General features: G+C 61.2%; 14 protein-coding genes. 10 read left to right on the plus strand and 4 right to left on the minus strand.

Features of this window, described 5'->3' with window-relative positions:
- Nucleotides 1-78 precede the first annotated feature (78 nt).
- Genes IFT67_RS16775 through IFT67_RS16795 form a run of 5 tightly spaced genes read left to right on the plus strand, consistent with a single transcriptional unit; the run spans nucleotide 79 to nucleotide 6,469 of the window.
- Nucleotides 79-774 carry an ImuA family protein gene (locus IFT67_RS16775; protein WP_192239366.1) on the plus strand — a complete coding sequence of 232 codons (696 nt, stop codon included), beginning with the start codon at nucleotides 79-81 and terminating at the stop codon, nucleotides 772-774.
- Entirely contained in the window at nucleotides 689-2,479 is a 1,791-nt protein-coding gene (locus IFT67_RS16780) for a Y-family DNA polymerase (RefSeq protein WP_342450641.1), read from the plus strand. The genes IFT67_RS16775 and IFT67_RS16780 overlap by 86 nt, the downstream gene beginning before the upstream one ends.
- Nucleotides 2,476-5,739, plus strand: coding sequence for an error-prone DNA polymerase (locus IFT67_RS16785; RefSeq protein ID WP_192239309.1), 3,264 nt, complete (start codon nucleotides 2,476-2,478; stop codon nucleotides 5,737-5,739). The genes IFT67_RS16780 and IFT67_RS16785 overlap by 4 nt, the downstream gene beginning before the upstream one ends.
- The gene (locus tag IFT67_RS16790; RefSeq protein ID WP_056056312.1) at nucleotides 5,739-6,026 is read left to right on the plus strand and encodes a hypothetical protein; all 288 of its coding nucleotides are present in this window, start codon (nucleotides 5,739-5,741) and stop codon (nucleotides 6,024-6,026) included. The genes IFT67_RS16785 and IFT67_RS16790 overlap by 1 nt, the downstream gene beginning before the upstream one ends.
- 2 nt (nucleotides 6,027-6,028) lie before the next feature.
- Entirely contained in the window at nucleotides 6,029-6,469 is a 441-nt protein-coding gene (locus IFT67_RS16795; RefSeq protein WP_192239310.1) for a hypothetical protein, read from the plus strand.
- A 241-nt stretch (nucleotides 6,470-6,710) separates the two neighbouring features.
- On the opposite strand, the gene IFT67_RS16800 is transcribed toward IFT67_RS16795, so the two are convergent.
- A complete protein-coding gene (locus IFT67_RS16800; RefSeq protein ID WP_192239367.1) occupies nucleotides 6,711-7,211 on the minus strand; it encodes an RES family NAD+ phosphorylase in 501 nt (166 codons plus the stop codon).
- Between the two features lie 84 nt (nucleotides 7,212-7,295).
- Complete coding sequence (locus IFT67_RS16805) at nucleotides 7,296-7,973, minus strand: antitoxin Xre/MbcA/ParS-like domain-containing protein (RefSeq protein WP_244647458.1); 678 nt, start codon at nucleotides 7,971-7,973, stop codon at nucleotides 7,296-7,298.
- Nucleotides 7,974-8,620: 647 nt separating this feature from the next.
- Between IFT67_RS16805 and IFT67_RS16810 the strand changes: the two genes are divergently transcribed.
- The 5 genes from IFT67_RS16810 (at nucleotide 8,621) to IFT67_RS16830 (ending at nucleotide 13,205) form a co-directional block, all read left to right on the plus strand.
- Nucleotides 8,621-10,339, plus strand: a complete 1,719-nt coding sequence (locus IFT67_RS16810; RefSeq protein WP_274599212.1) for a pilus assembly protein — start codon at nucleotides 8,621-8,623, stop codon at nucleotides 10,337-10,339.
- 57 nt (nucleotides 10,340-10,396) lie between these two features.
- A complete protein-coding gene (locus IFT67_RS16815) occupies nucleotides 10,397-10,735 on the plus strand; it encodes a helix-turn-helix domain-containing protein (RefSeq protein ID WP_206757939.1) in 339 nt (112 codons plus the stop codon).
- A 249-nt stretch (nucleotides 10,736-10,984) separates the two neighbouring features.
- Entirely contained in the window at nucleotides 10,985-11,608 is a 624-nt protein-coding gene (locus IFT67_RS16820; RefSeq protein WP_192239313.1) for a TadE/TadG family type IV pilus assembly protein, read from the plus strand.
- A complete protein-coding gene (locus IFT67_RS16825) occupies nucleotides 11,608-12,363 on the plus strand; it encodes a TadE/TadG family type IV pilus assembly protein (RefSeq protein ID WP_192239369.1) in 756 nt (251 codons plus the stop codon). The genes IFT67_RS16820 and IFT67_RS16825 overlap by 1 nt, the downstream gene beginning before the upstream one ends.
- A 398-nt stretch (nucleotides 12,364-12,761) precedes the next feature.
- Nucleotides 12,762-13,205, plus strand: a complete 444-nt coding sequence (locus IFT67_RS16830; protein WP_192239314.1) for a hypothetical protein — start codon at nucleotides 12,762-12,764, stop codon at nucleotides 13,203-13,205.
- An 87-nt stretch (nucleotides 13,206-13,292) separates the two neighbouring features.
- Here IFT67_RS16830 and IFT67_RS16835 read toward each other — a convergent pair whose 3' ends face one another.
- On the minus strand, nucleotides 13,293-13,784 hold the full coding sequence (locus IFT67_RS16835) for a Ros/MucR family transcriptional regulator (protein ID WP_192239315.1): 492 nt from the start codon (nucleotides 13,782-13,784) through the stop codon (nucleotides 13,293-13,295).
- A gap of 623 nt (nucleotides 13,785-14,407) precedes the next feature.
- Nucleotides 14,408-15,340: a GGDEF domain-containing protein gene (locus IFT67_RS16840; protein WP_192239316.1), complete on the minus strand. Its 933-nt coding sequence runs from the start codon at nucleotides 15,338-15,340 to the stop codon at nucleotides 14,408-14,410.
- Between the last annotated feature and the right edge of the window lie 70 nt (nucleotides 15,341-15,410).

Here is a 15,410-nt window from a genome sequence, read left to right on the forward strand (position 1 = left end):
AGTCTAGATATCATGATCAACGCCCTCGAGTCCCTGCCGACCAGCATCGCCCACCTGCGGACAATCGCAACGCCGGTGATGGATCACCGCATCATGCCGTTCGGTATCCCTGCGCTCGACGATCGCCTCGCAAGCAGGGGCCTTCGCGCTGGAGCACTGCACGAGGTCGCCGCACTAAGCTGTTCGATGGTCGACGATGCCGCGGCAACGCTGTTCCTGGCAGGCATCGCCGCGCGAGAGGCGGTCCACACAGGCGGACCGGTGCTGTGGGTGAGCTGTCGCAACGATCTCTATGCCCCTGGCCTCGAACAGGCGGGCCTATCGCCTGCCGACTTGATCCATGCACAACCCCGTGACGATGCGGCCTTGCTCGCGGTCGTCGAAGATGCGGTGCGCGACGGAACGCCGTCGGCGGTGATCGCCGAGGTAAGCCGGATGTCGATGGTGGCGACCCGGCGCCTGCAACTTGTGGCAGCCGATGCCGACATTCCCATTCTAATCCTGCGACGCCGACGTAACCGCGAGCAGGATCCACTCGCCGAACCGTCCGCGGCCTGGACGCGCTGGCGGATCGCCAGTGCGTCCTCCGAGCGCCTGGGGGTTGCCGGCGTCGGCCGATCGCGGTGGCAGGTCGAGGTCGCACGGCAGCGTGGCGGCGAAGCATTTTCGATGATTTTGGAGGGCTGCGATGAGACGGGTTGTCTCGCTGTTCCTGCCGCACTTGGCCATCGAGCGGCTGAGACGGCTGGACCGGCACGCTACGCGGCCGCCTGAGCGGCCCGCCCTTCAGCCTCCCGTCGACGACGATCCCGGTGCGTGCTCCGTACCGCGGGGCGGCGGGTGGCGGCCGGGTGCGCGCTGGGCTCGCGCCGACGTAGCGACCAGGCAAGACGTGGAAGGCCAGATCGCAGCGCTGCCTGCCCATGCAAAGCCGCCTATGCGCGAACTTGGCCGACGCTCGGAAGCGGCGAACAATCCGTTCCACGGACCAGCGCAGGAAGACATTCACGAGAAGGTCGCGGCGACCGTTGCTGCGTTCCACAGGGCGCCGCTTGCGCTGGTCGGCAAGGTTGGCCGGCGCGAAGAGGTCGTGGCCGCCTGCGATGGCGCTGCGGCGTTGGGGATCACTATCGGGATGGCCGCGACCCATGCGCGTGCGCTGGTGTCCGATCTCGACATCCGACCGTCCGAGACGGAGGCGGATGCCGCGATGCTGGATCAGCTCGCGCTACGCGCGGTGCGCCGCTGGTCGCCGATCGCAGCGGCCACGCCGCCCGATGGGCTATGGCTCGACCTGACCGGCTGCGCGCATCTCCATGGCGGCGAAGAACGGTTCTGTCGGCGTCTGCGCGCGTTTTGCCAGCGTGCCGGGTTCACGGCACGCGTGGCGGTGGCGGACACACCGGGCGCCGCCCATGCCGTTGCCCGGTTCGGGTCGGCCGACATCGCGATCGTGCCCACAGGGCGGACGGTCGAAGCACTCAGCGGCCTGCCGGTCGCCGCCTTGCGCCTCGCAGGCACGGCGCTCGTCGCCGCCCGTAAGTTCGGCTTCGAACGCGTGGCCGATCTCCTGCCGGTTGCACGCGGGCCCCTGGCACGTCGGCTCGGGCTGGCGGCGATCACGCGGCTCGATCAGGCCCTCGGGGCGGTCGCCGAACCGATCACGCCGCGGACCGACGAGGTCATGCCGATCGTCGAGCGCCGATTGCTCGAACCGATCGTCACCGCAGACGCAATCGCGCAGGTCATGGAGGATCTGCTTGGTGACATGGCCGAGCTGCTCCGCGCGAAAGGGCTCGGCGTACGATCACTACGGCTCGGCGGGCTACGCGTCGATGGCAGCGAGCAGGTCGTGGCCGTCGGCACCTCACGCCCGACGCGCGAGGTCTCGCACCTGCTGCGGCTCATGAAGCTCAGGATCGAACGTATCGATCCAGGACTGGGGCTCGAGCAATTTTATCTGGCGGCGCCGCACACCGAGCCGCTCGACGCGATCGATCTCGGCGCGGTTCTCGCCGGTGAGGTTCTCGTGCGCGATCCCGCCCGGCTCGTCGATGTCGTTGCCGGCCGCATCGGCGCTGACGCCGTATTTCGGATTGCCCCTGTTGAAAGCCACGTGCCCGAGCGCGCCGTCATGCGCGCCGACCCGGTGGTAGCACCCGCGGGCTGGCCAAAATGGCGACGGCCGACGCGCCTGCTGGCCAGACCCGAACCGCTGTGGGGCGTGATCGCGCTGATGCCCGATCAGCCGCCCCGGCGGTTCGAGTGGCGCGGCCGGCCGCACAAGGTCGTGGCCGGCGACGGCCCCGAGCGGATCCACGGTGAGTGGTGGCGCCGTGACGCGGAAGTGTGGGCGGTGCGTGACTATTACCGCGTCGAAGACGAGACGGGCGGTCGTTACTGGGTGTTCCGGCGTGGCGACGGGTTCGTCGAGGACACCGGCGATCTCAGCTGGTGGATGCACGGCGTGTTCGCATGACCGACTATGTCGAACTCCAGGTCCTCACCCACTTCTCGCTGCTGCGCGGCGCCTCGAGCCCTGAGGAACTGTTCGCGGCTGCAGCGCTGCTCGGCTATCCGTCGGTTGGGGTCAGCGACATCGGCACCGTCGCGGGTGTGGTGCGCGCCTGGGAAGCGCAGAAGGCGACGGGCGTTCGCTCGATCGCCGGCACGCGCGTCAATCTCTCCTGCGGGCGGCAGTTGCTGCTGTACCCGACCAACCGCCCCGCCTGGTCGCGCCTGACGCGCCTGCTGACGGTGGGTAAGAAGCGGGCGGGGAAGGGGGGATGCCTCCTGCACTGGCATGACCTCGAACCCTGGTCGGAGGGCATGATCGCCATCCTGCTGCCGGTTGAGCCGGACGAGGATAATCTGGCAGCGCTCGCCGACCTGAAGACACTCTATGGTCGTCGCGGGTATATGGCGCTGTTTCAGCGGCGCCGGCCGGACGATGCCGTGCGGATCGATGCACTGGCGCGTCAGGCGGGCGGCGCTGGCGTTCGCGCAGTGGTGACGGGTGATGTCCTCTATCACGCGCCCGAAGCGCGGCTGCTGCAGGACGTCGTGACCGCCGTGCGTGAGAAATGCACCGTCGACGAACTCGGCTACCGGCGTGAGGTCAACGCCGACCGTGCACTCAAATCCCCCGACGAGATGGTTCGGCGGTTCAAGGCGTATCCCGATGCTTTGCGCGCGAGCGTCGACATCGCGCGTCTGTGCACCTTCGATCTGGGTGAACTGGCCTATCAGTATCCGCATGAGCGGCTGATCGACGGGCTGACCGCGCAAGAAGCCTTGCAGAAGCTGGCGGAAGACGCTGTCGCTGCCATGTTCAACGGCGCGGTGCCCGATGCCTATACCGAGCAGATCGCTCACGAGATGCGGCTGATCGGAGAGCTCGGCTATGCGCCGTATTTCCTGACCGTCTACGCGATCGTCCGCGAAGCCCGTCGGCGCGGGATCCTCTGCCAGGGCCGCGGTTCGGCCGCCAATTCCTGCGTCTGCTTCGTGCTCGGCGTTACCTCGATCGACCCGATCAAGCACGAGCTGCTGTTCGAGCGGTTCGTATCAGGCGAGCGCCGCGAGCCGCCCGATATCGACGTCGATTTCGAGCATGAACGCCGCGAAGAGATCATCCAGTGGATCTATGAGACCTATGGCCGCAACCACTCGGCATTGACTGCGGTCGTCACGCGCTACCGGGCGCGCGGCGCCGTCCGCGATGTCGGCAAGGCGCTTGGCCTGCCCGAGGACCTGACCTCGTCGTTGGCCGGCCAGGTATGGGGCTGGTCGGCCGAAGGCGTTGGCGAAAAGCAGGTCAACGAGCTGAACCTCGACATCGGCGATCGTCGCCTGCGCCTGACGCTGGAATTGGCGCGCAAGCTGATCGGCGTACCGCGCCATATGAGCCAGCATCCGGGCGGCTTCGTGCTCACTCATGACCGCCTTGACGATCTGGTCCCGATCGAACCCGCCGCGATGGAAGACCGGCAGATCATCGAATGGGACAAGGACGACATCGATGCGCTGAAGTTCATGAAGGTCGACGTGCTGGGTCTCGGCATGCTCGGCTGCATGAACCGCGCCTTCATTATGCTCGAGGCAGACAAGGGGCTGCGGGTTGGCCTGGCCGATCTGCAGGACGATGATCCGGACGTCTACGCGATGATCTCGAAGGCCGACACGCTCGGCACCTTCCAGATCGAAAGCCGCGCGCAGATGTCGATGCTGCCGCGCATGAAGCCGCGGCGCTTCTACGACCTTGTCATCCAGGTCGCGATCGTGCGGCCGGGGCCGATCCAAGGCGACATGGTCCATCCCTATCTGCGTCGGCGCGAAGGGCTGGAAAAGCCGGAATACCCACGGCCCGAGCTGCGCGCAGTGCTGGAAAAGACTCTCGGCGTGCCGCTGTTCCAGGAACAGGCCATGAAGGTCGCGATCGTCGGCGCCGGGTTTACGCCGGCCGAAGCCGACCAGCTGCGCCGCGCCATGGCGACGTTCAAGTTCACGGGCGGCGTGTCGCACTTCAGCGAAAAGCTGATCGGGGGCATGGTCGAGCGCGGCTATCCACGTGAGTTCGCCGAGCGCACCTTCCGCCAGCTCGAGGGGTTCGGGTCTTACGGCTTCCCCGAAAGTCACGCGGCCTCGTTCGCCAAGATCTCCTACGCGTCGTCGTGGATGAAGCATCATCACCCGGACGTGTTCTGCGCGAGTCTGATGAACGCGCAGCCGATGGGCTTCTACGCGCCCGCCCAGATCGTCCGTGATGCGCGTGAGCATGGCGTCGTGGTTCGCCCCCCTTGCGTCAACGCAAGCCGCTGGGACTGTACGCTGGAGCCGTATGGCGGGCGGTACCTCGCCGTACGCCTAGGGCTCCGCCAGATCCGCGGCCTGTCGAACGCAGATGGCGCCAAGATCGTCGGCGCGCGCGAGCTGACCGCGTTCGAGAGCGTGGAAGACGTGTGGCGGCGATCGGGAGTCCAGCGCGCCGCGATCGAGAAGCTCGCCGACGGCGATGCCTTTCATAATTTCGGTGCCGATCGTCGGCATGGCTTGTGGAAGGTGAGGGGGCTCGGCGAAGCACCGCTGCCGCTGTTCGCCGCAGCCGACCGCGCGGATCAGGCCGTCAGCGCGGAAGGGATCGAACCTGAGGTCGAGCTGCGCCCACTGACCGACGGTCGTGAGGTGATTGAGGACTACCGCGCGCTGCAGCTCTCGTTGCGCGCACATCCGCTGACCTTCGTGCGTGATGAACTGGCCAGGCGTGGCGTGACCAAATGCGCGGACCTGGCCACCATCCGCGATGGAAGGCATGTGGAGGTCGCCGGCATCATTCTCGTTCGCCAGAAGCCGGGGTCTGCCAAGGGCGTGCTGTTCATCACGATCGAAGATGAGACCGGCATCGCCAACGGCATTCTGTGGCCCGATCGGTTCGAGCGCCAGCGCCGCACCGTGATGTCCGCGTCGATGATCGGCATGAAGGGCAGGGTGCAGAAGGAGGGCGAGGTCATCCACGTCATCTGCGACCGGATCATCGACCATGGCGATCTACTGCACAGGGTCGGCGAAATGTCGTTCCCGCACCGGACCGGCCGCGGTGACGGCGCGAAACATGCGGGCTCCCCTGACCGCGGCGACAAGGGCTGGAACCCTGCCCCTCGCAACGCTTACTGGCCGCCCCATGCGGACGGCATGGATCCGGAAGCCGTCGTGAAGTTCAAATCTCACGACTTTCATTGATGGCCAAGCTCGTCCGTCATCAGCGCGTTGTCATCGCGCTGTCGGTGCATATCCTGCGCGGCGGTGTCGCGCGCTGCTCTGACGCCCGCGTCGATGTCGTCGAGATCCGGTTGGCGCTGCGCTGTCTGCTGCCGCACTGCCCGGAACGCTGGCCACTCGAACTCTACTGGGACGCCGCAGCCCAAGAGAACGAGATCGGCAGGGCGCAGGGCGTGACCGCGGCATTCAACGGGATCGTTCGCCAGCTGCGGCGCGCCGGCTGTTATGAAGAGGTGACCGAACCGTGAGTATGCGATTACCGCGAGCAGCCATTGCTCGCGTTCCCGACGGCACGCGGATCGTCAGCATCGAGCGCATGTCGCGGGCGTTCACCAAATATCATCTGGATGACGGACGTGCACTGCACCGGTTCAAGATGGAAGAGCCGCATGCGACGCCGCATGACCACCCCTGGAGCTTCGAGACGGAGATCCTTGATGGCGGCTATGTCGAAGAGGTGTTCCACCTGGATCCAAACGGCGGTTGGCACAGCGAGCTGGTCCACCGGCTTCCCGGCAAAACCTATCATGTCGATGCCGCGCACATTCACCGGATCGTCGAACTGCCGACGAGCGAATGCTGGACACTTGTTCGTGCAGGTCCCCACACGCGAGAAACCCGGTTCTGGCGGTTTGGAGACAGGGTTCAGTCTCGGCGCTGGCATGAGCGAAAATGGACACTCCACCTGTGACGAACACGGCATGACGGAGGTTTCGGCGTGTCGTCACACGTGGCAACCGCTACCTAAACTGGAAGAGATCGGCGTGGTTGGCTCGATAAGGGGAATATTGCGGCCTATCCCGGTGGCTGCGTGAGACAGGACGAAAGTGGAGCGGCAGCGCCGCCCCGTCGGTGACGCACAGTGAAATAGAGCGATGGTCCCGGCGCAGCCGGGAGACGCTCGGAGGTCCTCAGCCGGAACCTTCAATATGTCAGATCAGGGTGGTCCTCAGGGTCTTGAGGGCAGGGACCAAAGCGGCGAGCCGCTCAAGCTGGACCACAGCCTGCGCACTCAGTCCAGGCGTCACCGCACGGTCGTAGATCGCCATGCAGGTCTTCTTGCGGAGCCGGGAGTGGTAGACGATCCCATCGAGATCGGTCGTTTCATACAGCGCCTGGCTAAGGGCACGCGCCTCATCGTGGCGCTTGGCGCCGACGATGTCGGTCGAGATGCCAAGCTTAAAACAGGCGTCGCCGCGCAGCGTCAGCAGCCGGAGCGGCCGAGTCGCCGAAACCGCACACACGCCCCAATCGGCGATGTCCGACTGCGCCAGCTCGCGGAAGGCCTTTCCCTCGAAACGGTCACGGATGATCGCTTCGGCGAGGCAAGTCGCGAGATCCTCGGCAATATAGAGGATCCTGAAAGCCTTGGTGGGACTGGCAAAGCGGGCTCGCCAAAGCCCATGCCGAGCGGCGTGCTGCGCAGCGACCAGGGCGTGACCCGCAGATAGTCAGCTGGCTCGATCCGGCGGGTCAGCGATGTGAGGATTTTCGGATCGAGCACCACCGCTGCCCTATTAGTCGATGTCTCGGTGGAAGTCCCGCAAGGCGATGACACTGACCTTATCCTGCTGCGTGGCGTGCAAGGCCGCCAGCGGTGTTTCTCCGTCTAGCGCGCTATGCGGCTGCCGCATCCAGAGCCATGCTGATCGCGCGTCCGGCGCGACCGCCAGGACGTCGGCGATGCCCTGGAGGGGACGGCCGTCGATGAACTGCTCGAGTGGATAGGCCAGCTTGCGCTGTCCGCGAAGCAGACCGATGATCGCGCCTTGCTTGTACCAGGTGTTGAGCGTCGTTCGCTTGACGCCGATCTGCGCCTCGATGTCGCTCGCACCACCCACTGGTCCCGCCCAGTCCTCGATCGCTTTTGGGGCCGCATAAGCGGCGACACGGGCGCGCCCTTCGCTAAGGCTGATCACCTCACCAAGACCGCTGCCTCGCGTCTGCTCGACAGGCTCGCCTTTCACCGTAGCAGCCGGCGTGAACTGGAGAGCGACCTGTTCTAGCGCAGCGCGCAGCTTATGCTCGCGCGCGACACCGCGCAGATCGACTGCAGGAAAGCCCGACATGACGTCCACTGCGATCGAGACGATCCGGGCCATGGTCTTGATCTCGGCGGCCGGGGCTTGCGGATTGCGTCCACGTAGGACTGCCTGCATCTCGACCACATCCAACGTCAACGCTGCTTCATTCATGATCGCCTCCCAATTAATTGAATAGATAGTGCAGATTGACCGGATTGTCCAGCCCCCACCGGACTTGAGCAACTAACCTGTACGAGCCCTAAAACGGTACCCATCCTCCGCTCGCACGACGAGCGCTGCGGCTGGCCGCCCTGTTCAACGGGAAGCGCCAGCAATGGCCACGGCCTGAACGGATTGAGCCGGACCAGCCGCTCCGTGAGGAGGTCGGTAGCCTCCTGCGGCAAAGCCGCGCGGGGCGAAGGCCGCTGACGCGACACCAAGCGAAATGCGGTTGCCGGTCGACGGCATCCAGGAACGGCCGGTCTCGCGAATGTAATGCGCCGCTGCAGTGTCACGCATATGTTCGTGGCAGGTGGCGGCTTCCTCTGAAATCGCTCAACTCAATTTTCGGTCGGGCTCTTAGGCTTTTCAATGAAAAATCCCGGGAGTTTTACCGCCTTTGGCTGATGCAACCGGGCGGGTTTCGTATCGTGACGGCTTGAAATTGCGATTTACCGTAGGCTGGTTCAATCAAGTTCCCGCGTGCCGAAACCAACGTCTATCGCTTTTTATCGCGCCTTGCCGTTTACCTAGCTGCAACCATCTTCGCTTATCTGCTCGGGGCGCTGCATTCGTCGGCAAGGGTCTCCTGCTAAGCCATGATCAATCTCCCGCATCTGAACCCGCGCTTATATGCGCTCCGAGTGCTTCGAAGGCTTCACCAGGACGTACGGGGTAACGTCCTCACGCTGACAGCCTTCTATATCATGATCCTGTTGGCCGTTATCGGCTCGGGTGTCGATATGGGGCGTGCATACGCGGCCAGAACGACGCTTCAGAACGCGTGTGATGCAGCAGTTCTTGCAGGCCGTCGTGCTATGACCAGCGGTTCGATCGACAGTGCCGTAACTGCCGAGACGCAGAAGTTCTTTAACTTCAACTTTCCGCAGGGAACATTTGGGACGACCCCCTTCACCCCGGTGATCACCAGTACCAGCGGATCAAGTCAGACCGTTGTGCTGAATGCTGAATCGACTACCCCAGTTACCATCATGAGGATTTTTGGCTTCAACTCCATCCCGATCCGCGTCACATGCAACGCAAAGCAGGACTTCGTGAGTACCGACGTTGTGCTGGTTTTGGACACGACGGGATCGATGCGTGACAAGGCGACATCGACCGATGCGGACACGAAGATCGTCGCGCTTCGGAAGGCCGTTCTGGCACTTTACGATCAACTCGCGACCGTGCAGACAAACCTTCAGGCAGCCGGCATGCGACTTCGCTACGGCGTCGTCCCCTATGCCAGTACAGTAAACGTAGGTGGTGCGATCCGGGCTGCGAACACGTCCTACATGGTTTCGCAGGCAACTTATCAGACCCGCACGCAGACCTATGCCTACACGAGTCAGCAGACGTGCAACGCGCGATACGGAACGTGGGATTATGGCAGCGGCCTCTGCGAATACTTTAGCTACGGCGCCCGCAAGATGGACGTTGGCCCTTACCTGAACGGCCAGATCGTTCGTATTGCGGGACGTGACGGGGACGCCAATGCGAAGGTGGGCACATCCGATGCCAGTAGGTCGAACAGTGGCAGAACGCCCATTGCCGACTACTATACCCCCAGCCGCTACTCCACGGCTTGGGCCGGCTGCACAGAGGAGCGGCAAACATCAGAAATGGCCGCAAATGCGACGAGCATTGATCCGGGTGCGTACGACCTCGACATAGATCTCATACCGAATTCTGACGAGACGCGTTGGCGCCCCTACTGGCCGGAAGTCGAGTATCTTCCCTACGATTGGGGCGGGAGTTCGGAAATTCGCAAGCCTCAGGTTGCTTGTCCCGCTCCCGCGGCCCCGATGACTGCGTGGACGCGAGAAGCGCTTTCAAGCTATCTGAACACGCTGACCCCCGACGGGGGGACGTATCATGACTTCGGTATGATGTGGGGCGCGCGCTGGGCTTCTTCACGAGGTATATTCGGAAGCAACAATCCGGACACATACAATAATATGCCAGTTAAGAAGTACATCATTTTCATGACTGATGGCCTCTTCGATACCGGATATTCAAGCCTCTATTCCGGATACGGTATCGAGCAACTCGATGCACGGGTCACGCCGGGCGGGAGCAGCTCCAACGAGGACGATCAGCTTGCGCGTCACAAGCAGCGGTTCGGTCTGCTGTGCTCCAAGGCGAAGACGATGGGCTACTCGGTCTGGGTGGTAGGCTTTGCGCAGCAACTCGATACGAGTCTAAAAAATTGCGCGAGCAACGTCGGCCAGGCATCGACCTCCGCCAACTCCGATGCGTTGCTGGCTAAGTTCGTCGAGATCGGCAAAAACATTGGCGCCCTTCGATTGACACAATGAAGACGTCGGTACGCGACATGTTTGAGCAAGAGAAAAAAACATCCGTGGGATGAGACGGTGATGAAGATCGTTCACGATGGATCAGAGCCCAGGGCCTCAGGCAACCTCACCCTAGACGCCTCAGGACACTTCCTCCGCTCAAAGACTGCAACAGTAAACTTCACATTGGCGGAGGCCAAGATCGTCATTGCTTTGGTTGATGCCGATGCATCCGGCCTAAGTATTCTAGATATGGTTATATTGCTTAATCACGACGTATCAGAAAGATCTATCCATGTATGTAGAATGCACATATCAAAGATTCGTCAGAAAATACATTTGATAGGTGAGGAGCAGATCTCATTGAGTCTGGACAAAGCTCGACAGCGCTACGCTTTTGTCGCCCCGAAACCTTAGCGGCGTCACCGACCTCGCATCCAGGACCGGCGCAATTTCGGCGGCCTCGTTCCAATGCTATCGTTCGCCGCTGAGCAATCGCTTTGGCTGTTGCAGCAGGCGCTCCACGACGTTCGATGACGAGTTATTAAGGCCTGATTGTTAGGGAGCTAGGATGTCTCTGGTTCTAACCTCATCTTGCCCCCTCCGGCCATGCATTGGTACCAAGACTATCCGCGGCCATGGCGTGATACGCGTACCGTCCATGGCATGGGCCTGGACGTCGGAACGTGCACAGTGATGACGTTCAGAATACGCGGTTTCAAGAATCTACGCCAGGATGAGCGTGGCGCGACCTTGGTGGAATTTGCCATCGTAGCGATGCCGCTCATCATCATGATGATGGCAATGCTTGGTCTCGGCTTTCGCCAATACATCAGCATTCAGCTCGCCGGCGCGATAGATCAGTCTGCGAGGCAAGTTACCGTAGGAACGACGACGACTGTCGCAACGATCAAGGCGTCGATAACATCGCAAATCAGAGCTATTCTACCCGGTGCAACGGTCAACGTCGTACCATCCAGCTATGACGCATTCTCCAAAGTCGGTAAGCCGGAACCAATAACGACCGATACAGCGCCTATCGGCGTTTACAACAAGGGCGACTGCTTCGAAGATGAGAATGGCAACGGTGTTTGGGACGCCGACTCAGGCCTGAACGGAACCGGCGGGTCTGACGACATCGTCTACTACACCGCTACCGTCACATATCCGGAAATTGTTCCGATGCGGAAATTGCTAGGCTGGTCGGCGACCGAGACGGTCACCGCTACCGCTATGATGAAGAACCAGCCTTACGCATCCCAGGCCGATCCTGCAGTGATATGTTCTTAATGTCCGAACTGCCGAGAAACTTAGCTCGTGTCGTTCACGATAATCGCGGGCTTGCGCTCATTGAGTTTGCCATCGTTACCCCGGTCCTGCTTCTCCTAGGGTTGGGCGGACTTGAACTCGCAAACTACGTTAGCGCTAATCTGCGGATTTCACAGATCGCGATGACGGTCGCTGACAACGCTGGGAGAGTCCGAACCTCGATTGACGAGGCCGACATCAACGAACTTATGGTCGGTGCCAAGAAGATCGGCGAGCCTATTGGCTTTGCAGCAAACGGACGGATAATCCTGTCGGACCTTGAGCAGAGAACCAATGTTACCGGTGGAGCAGGAAGCACCTCCTCTACTAACCCGAATGGCTACCGGCAGTGGGTTCGTTGGCAGAGATGCGCAGGCGCACTAAAAGTTGTATCAAGCTACGGATTTCCGCTCGACGTTAATGGGGCGGCGGTTACCGATATTGGCAGCACCGTGAATGACGATCATGGGGCCGTAGAGACTAAGTCACTCATATCGGGCATGGGTCCATCAACAAACTTGATCTCTGCTTCGACCGGTACCGCTGTCATGGTCGCCGAAGTAGTGTACGTATATCAACCGATTGTGCCGATAAATTATCTGGGCAACCTTACGATTAAACGGCTCCAAGCATTCAATGTCCGACAAAGGACTTCATACTCGCTGCGTAACGACGGCGCGCGAAGCGGAACGTCCCGCTCGGACTGTCGGCTAAACCTGACCTCCATTCCAGCCTAACGGGGAAGACCGGACGTTGAAACGCCTTTAACCAAGGTCTGCTGACGGTTCATTGATCGAGCGGGTTTGACTACCTTAGGCCCATCGACGCCAACACCAAGATCCATGCAGAGGCTTCTGCCGGTATCACGCCTGTTGAATACTGTCGCCTGAGCAAGCTCGCACGCCAGTGCGTCCGACAAGCTTAGGTATTCGCGGATGACCGTTTCAACGTTTCAACCGCGGCACCTTCAATTGCAAATAGGCAGCTTGTCATTCCCCAAATCGGCGAATGAACCCATGCTCGCACATGGGAAGATGCCGCGAAGCCGGAGCGTCCGCAACTGATGCCGTGGACGGCACTCCACCCACGGCGGATTCGGAGTTAATCTGCTCAGTTCGAATGGAGGAGAAGTACCATGTCGGATATTCGGATTATCGGGTTGGATATCCTCGACGTTCCGTTCGGCCTGCTTGTGGGCGATCGGCTCGACAACGGCGATTTCGTGCGCCGCGTCCCGTACCGACATGCGTCGATCGAATGGCTCCTGGTCGCGGCCCCGTTCAAGGGAGCGCCGGACGATCTCCTCAAGAGGGTCGGCATACTTGTAGCGCTCGACCTGACTGGCGAGCTTGTACTTGAGTTCCTAATCCTCGCGTGTCGTCGCGGTCATCGCGTCGGCCATGCTGAGGCCGGGGTTGCGGAGCTGGATCACGCCCATGTCGCGCGCGATATAAAGTTCTACCCAAGGCGGGAGAGATGCCCGAAAAGGCCCCGTTTGTTGCCAAGCCGTTTAACAAGCAGGTGGTGCATGGCCATTTGCGCGAAATGCTGCCTGACAGCAAATTACCGGAACCGCTGAAAAGGCGGTTTAGTGCCACCATTGCTTTAAACTGTAATAGCGATCGAGATAGTGAGGGGAGGCGATCGCGCCTCCCCTGGTTTGGGTTCAAGCCTCTTCGGCAACCTTGGGGGCACGCGGCTTCCGCGCAGCCGTGGCCTCGTCAGCGGGCATTTGCACGGTCTGGCCAGGCTTGCGACCAAGGCCGATGGATTTTGCCATGGTCCGACGCGCCTCCGAATAAGACGGCGCTACCATCGGATAATCTGATTTGAGGTTATAGCGCGCGCGGTATTCCTCGGGGGTCAGTCCATTGGTCGAGAGATGGCGACGGAGTGTCTTGTACGGCTTGCCATCGATCATCGATATGATGTGATCTGGCGACGAGAGCGATTTGCGCGCTGTGACGGCAGGCTCGAAGGTTTGCGTCGGCTCTTCGGCTGTTGCCGGAGCCGCTGTACCCGACAATTGCGCTACAGCTGCATGCATCGAAATCAGAAACGCAGGGACGTCATCCGCGCTGGTTCGGGTGTTTGGATTTGCCAGCCACGCGGCGGTCAGTTCGGCAGCCAGCTCAACTGCGCTGATGTCATCGCTCATCAAAATCTCATTTTTTGTCCGGGGAGGGGGCAAGTAGATTCGATCCGGATCATTTTCAATGGTCCAGGCACTGTTGCTGCTTAGCTGATAGCGAATCCAGATGCCCTCAAGGCATTCAGGTGAAGTGGTGACTTTTGATATATACGCGGGCCCCCTTGGCGGTAGGTTTTGGTCGAACGTGATCACCTATTGATCGGATGCGTTCATCGTTCTCGACGACCCAAGCATGAAACTCCAGATCATCGAGAATTCTACCGGCCGCTGTCTCGACGGCCTGCCGCGTCACGACAAGAATGTACCGAACGCCATCCGCGAGAGCAGGTACTGTACAGGTCTCTGATGTGAACATTGGGGTGTACCGATCTGTTGCTGCAACAGATACGCTGATCGATGCAGCAGAGATGCAGACGGTGTTGAGCCTATGCAACGGCGCTGCCAGTATATTGGCCATGCTTTTTGAACCTTCAGGCCATGACATTTGAGGTCTTAGCTGTCCGTCAGAATCCGGGGCAGGACAAGTCTAATTTTTCTGCCGTTAAAAGTCGGTCTGTCGCAGCGATAAGAAGTCTATCTGCAGGGCGTTGCGTTCTGGGCGCGTTCTGACGACGCGCTGGCGCCCGAGTTCACATCTCTCTTAGTGGGCCCACTTCAAAAGCCCATTTGCTCTTTCCGGCGTCTTTGGCGCGGTACATGGTTTGATCGGCTACGCGCAGTGTCTCCGCCACGTCTACGCCTGTCGCCGCTCCCAAACTGCAGGTAGCGCCATAATCTGCCTGACTGAGCGCAGCCATGACGGCGTCGTGGATTTTACGGCTTTTCCTTTCTGCGGATACCGTGTCGCGAACGGCAAGGCAGAATGCAAATTCGTCGCCGCCCAGGCGGGCGGTCACGTCATAGGGCCGGACGGCCGAGAGAAGGGCATCTGCCACGATACTCAGAACATCGTCTCCTGCGGCGTGGCCATAGCGGTCGTTGATCGACTTGAAATCGTCCACATCGATCAGCCCACACAGGAGTATCCGATTATCCCGTGCACTAGCCAGTTCCAGGCTGCTGCACTCCCTTTTGAACGCCCGACGATTACCTAGCCCGGTCAGGGGGTCGATCTGGGCGTTTGCCCGCTCCTGATCGAAGGTTCGGCGGAAAGCTCCGACGAACAGAATGATAAACATCACGCCGAAGACCCTTACGCCAACATTCCAGGCGGCGGTCGACGTTGAAACGGTCGAGGCCTGCGCGGTTAGGCCATCACCAAAGCCGTTGAGCTGCAGGGTTATGGCGACCACGATGAGGCCGAATACGAGACCGGCAATCCTGCCAAGGCACCATACGGTAAAACACAGGGGCACCAGATATACAGCGTTCAGAGAGAGATGTGGTCCTGTCGCATCATCCACGACCAGGACTGCGCTCCACATCAAGGTCAGCCAGACTGCAGCTACAGCCTTGTTCAGATCGGTTGATCTGCGCAGCGCCGCTTCGAGTGGCGACCATTTCGCCGGCGCGTTGCGGCGATCAGGACCGGGAGATGTGCTGAGCTCCGGCGCGGTCTTCAAGGACACCGTGACCTACCCGATGGTACCAGCACGTTTGCTAGAAGCCTTCGTCGACAAGAAACCCTCGATC

This window comes from Sphingomonas sp. CFBP 13728 (assembly GCF_014841895.1).
Lineage (GTDB): Bacteria > Pseudomonadota > Alphaproteobacteria > Sphingomonadales > Sphingomonadaceae > Sphingomonas.

What these genes read in the sequence shown, in the direction of transcription:
- IFT67_RS16805 (WP_244647458.1), bottom strand. Translation starts at nt 7,973, where the DNA reads ATGAATGAAGCAGCGTTGACGTTGGATGTGGTCGAGATGCAGGCAGTC.
- IFT67_RS16795 (WP_192239310.1), top strand. Translation starts at nt 6,029, where the DNA reads ATGCGATTACCGCGAGCAGCCATTGCTCGCGTTCCCGACGGCACGCGG.
- IFT67_RS16830 (WP_192239314.1), top strand. Translation starts at nt 12,762, where the DNA reads ATGTCGGATATTCGGATTATCGGGTTGGATATCCTCGACGTTCCGTTC.
- IFT67_RS16835 (WP_192239315.1), bottom strand. Translation starts at nt 13,784, where the DNA reads ATGAGCGATGACATCAGCGCAGTTGAGCTGGCTGCCGAACTGACCGCC.
- IFT67_RS16780 (WP_342450641.1), top strand. Translation starts at nt 689, where the DNA reads ATGAGACGGGTTGTCTCGCTGTTCCTGCCGCACTTGGCCATCGAGCGG.
- IFT67_RS16810 (WP_274599212.1), top strand. Translation starts at nt 8,621, where the DNA reads ATGATCAATCTCCCGCATCTGAACCCGCGCTTATATGCGCTCCGAGTG.
- IFT67_RS16775 (WP_192239366.1), top strand. Translation starts at nt 79, where the DNA reads ATGGATCACCGCATCATGCCGTTCGGTATCCCTGCGCTCGACGATCGC.
- IFT67_RS16790 (WP_056056312.1), top strand. Translation starts at nt 5,739, where the DNA reads ATGGCCAAGCTCGTCCGTCATCAGCGCGTTGTCATCGCGCTGTCGGTG.
- IFT67_RS16820 (WP_192239313.1), top strand. Translation starts at nt 10,985, where the DNA reads ATGGGCCTGGACGTCGGAACGTGCACAGTGATGACGTTCAGAATACGC.
- IFT67_RS16785 (WP_192239309.1), top strand. Translation starts at nt 2,476, where the DNA reads ATGACCGACTATGTCGAACTCCAGGTCCTCACCCACTTCTCGCTGCTG.
- IFT67_RS16825 (WP_192239369.1), top strand. Translation starts at nt 11,608, where the DNA reads ATGTCCGAACTGCCGAGAAACTTAGCTCGTGTCGTTCACGATAATCGC.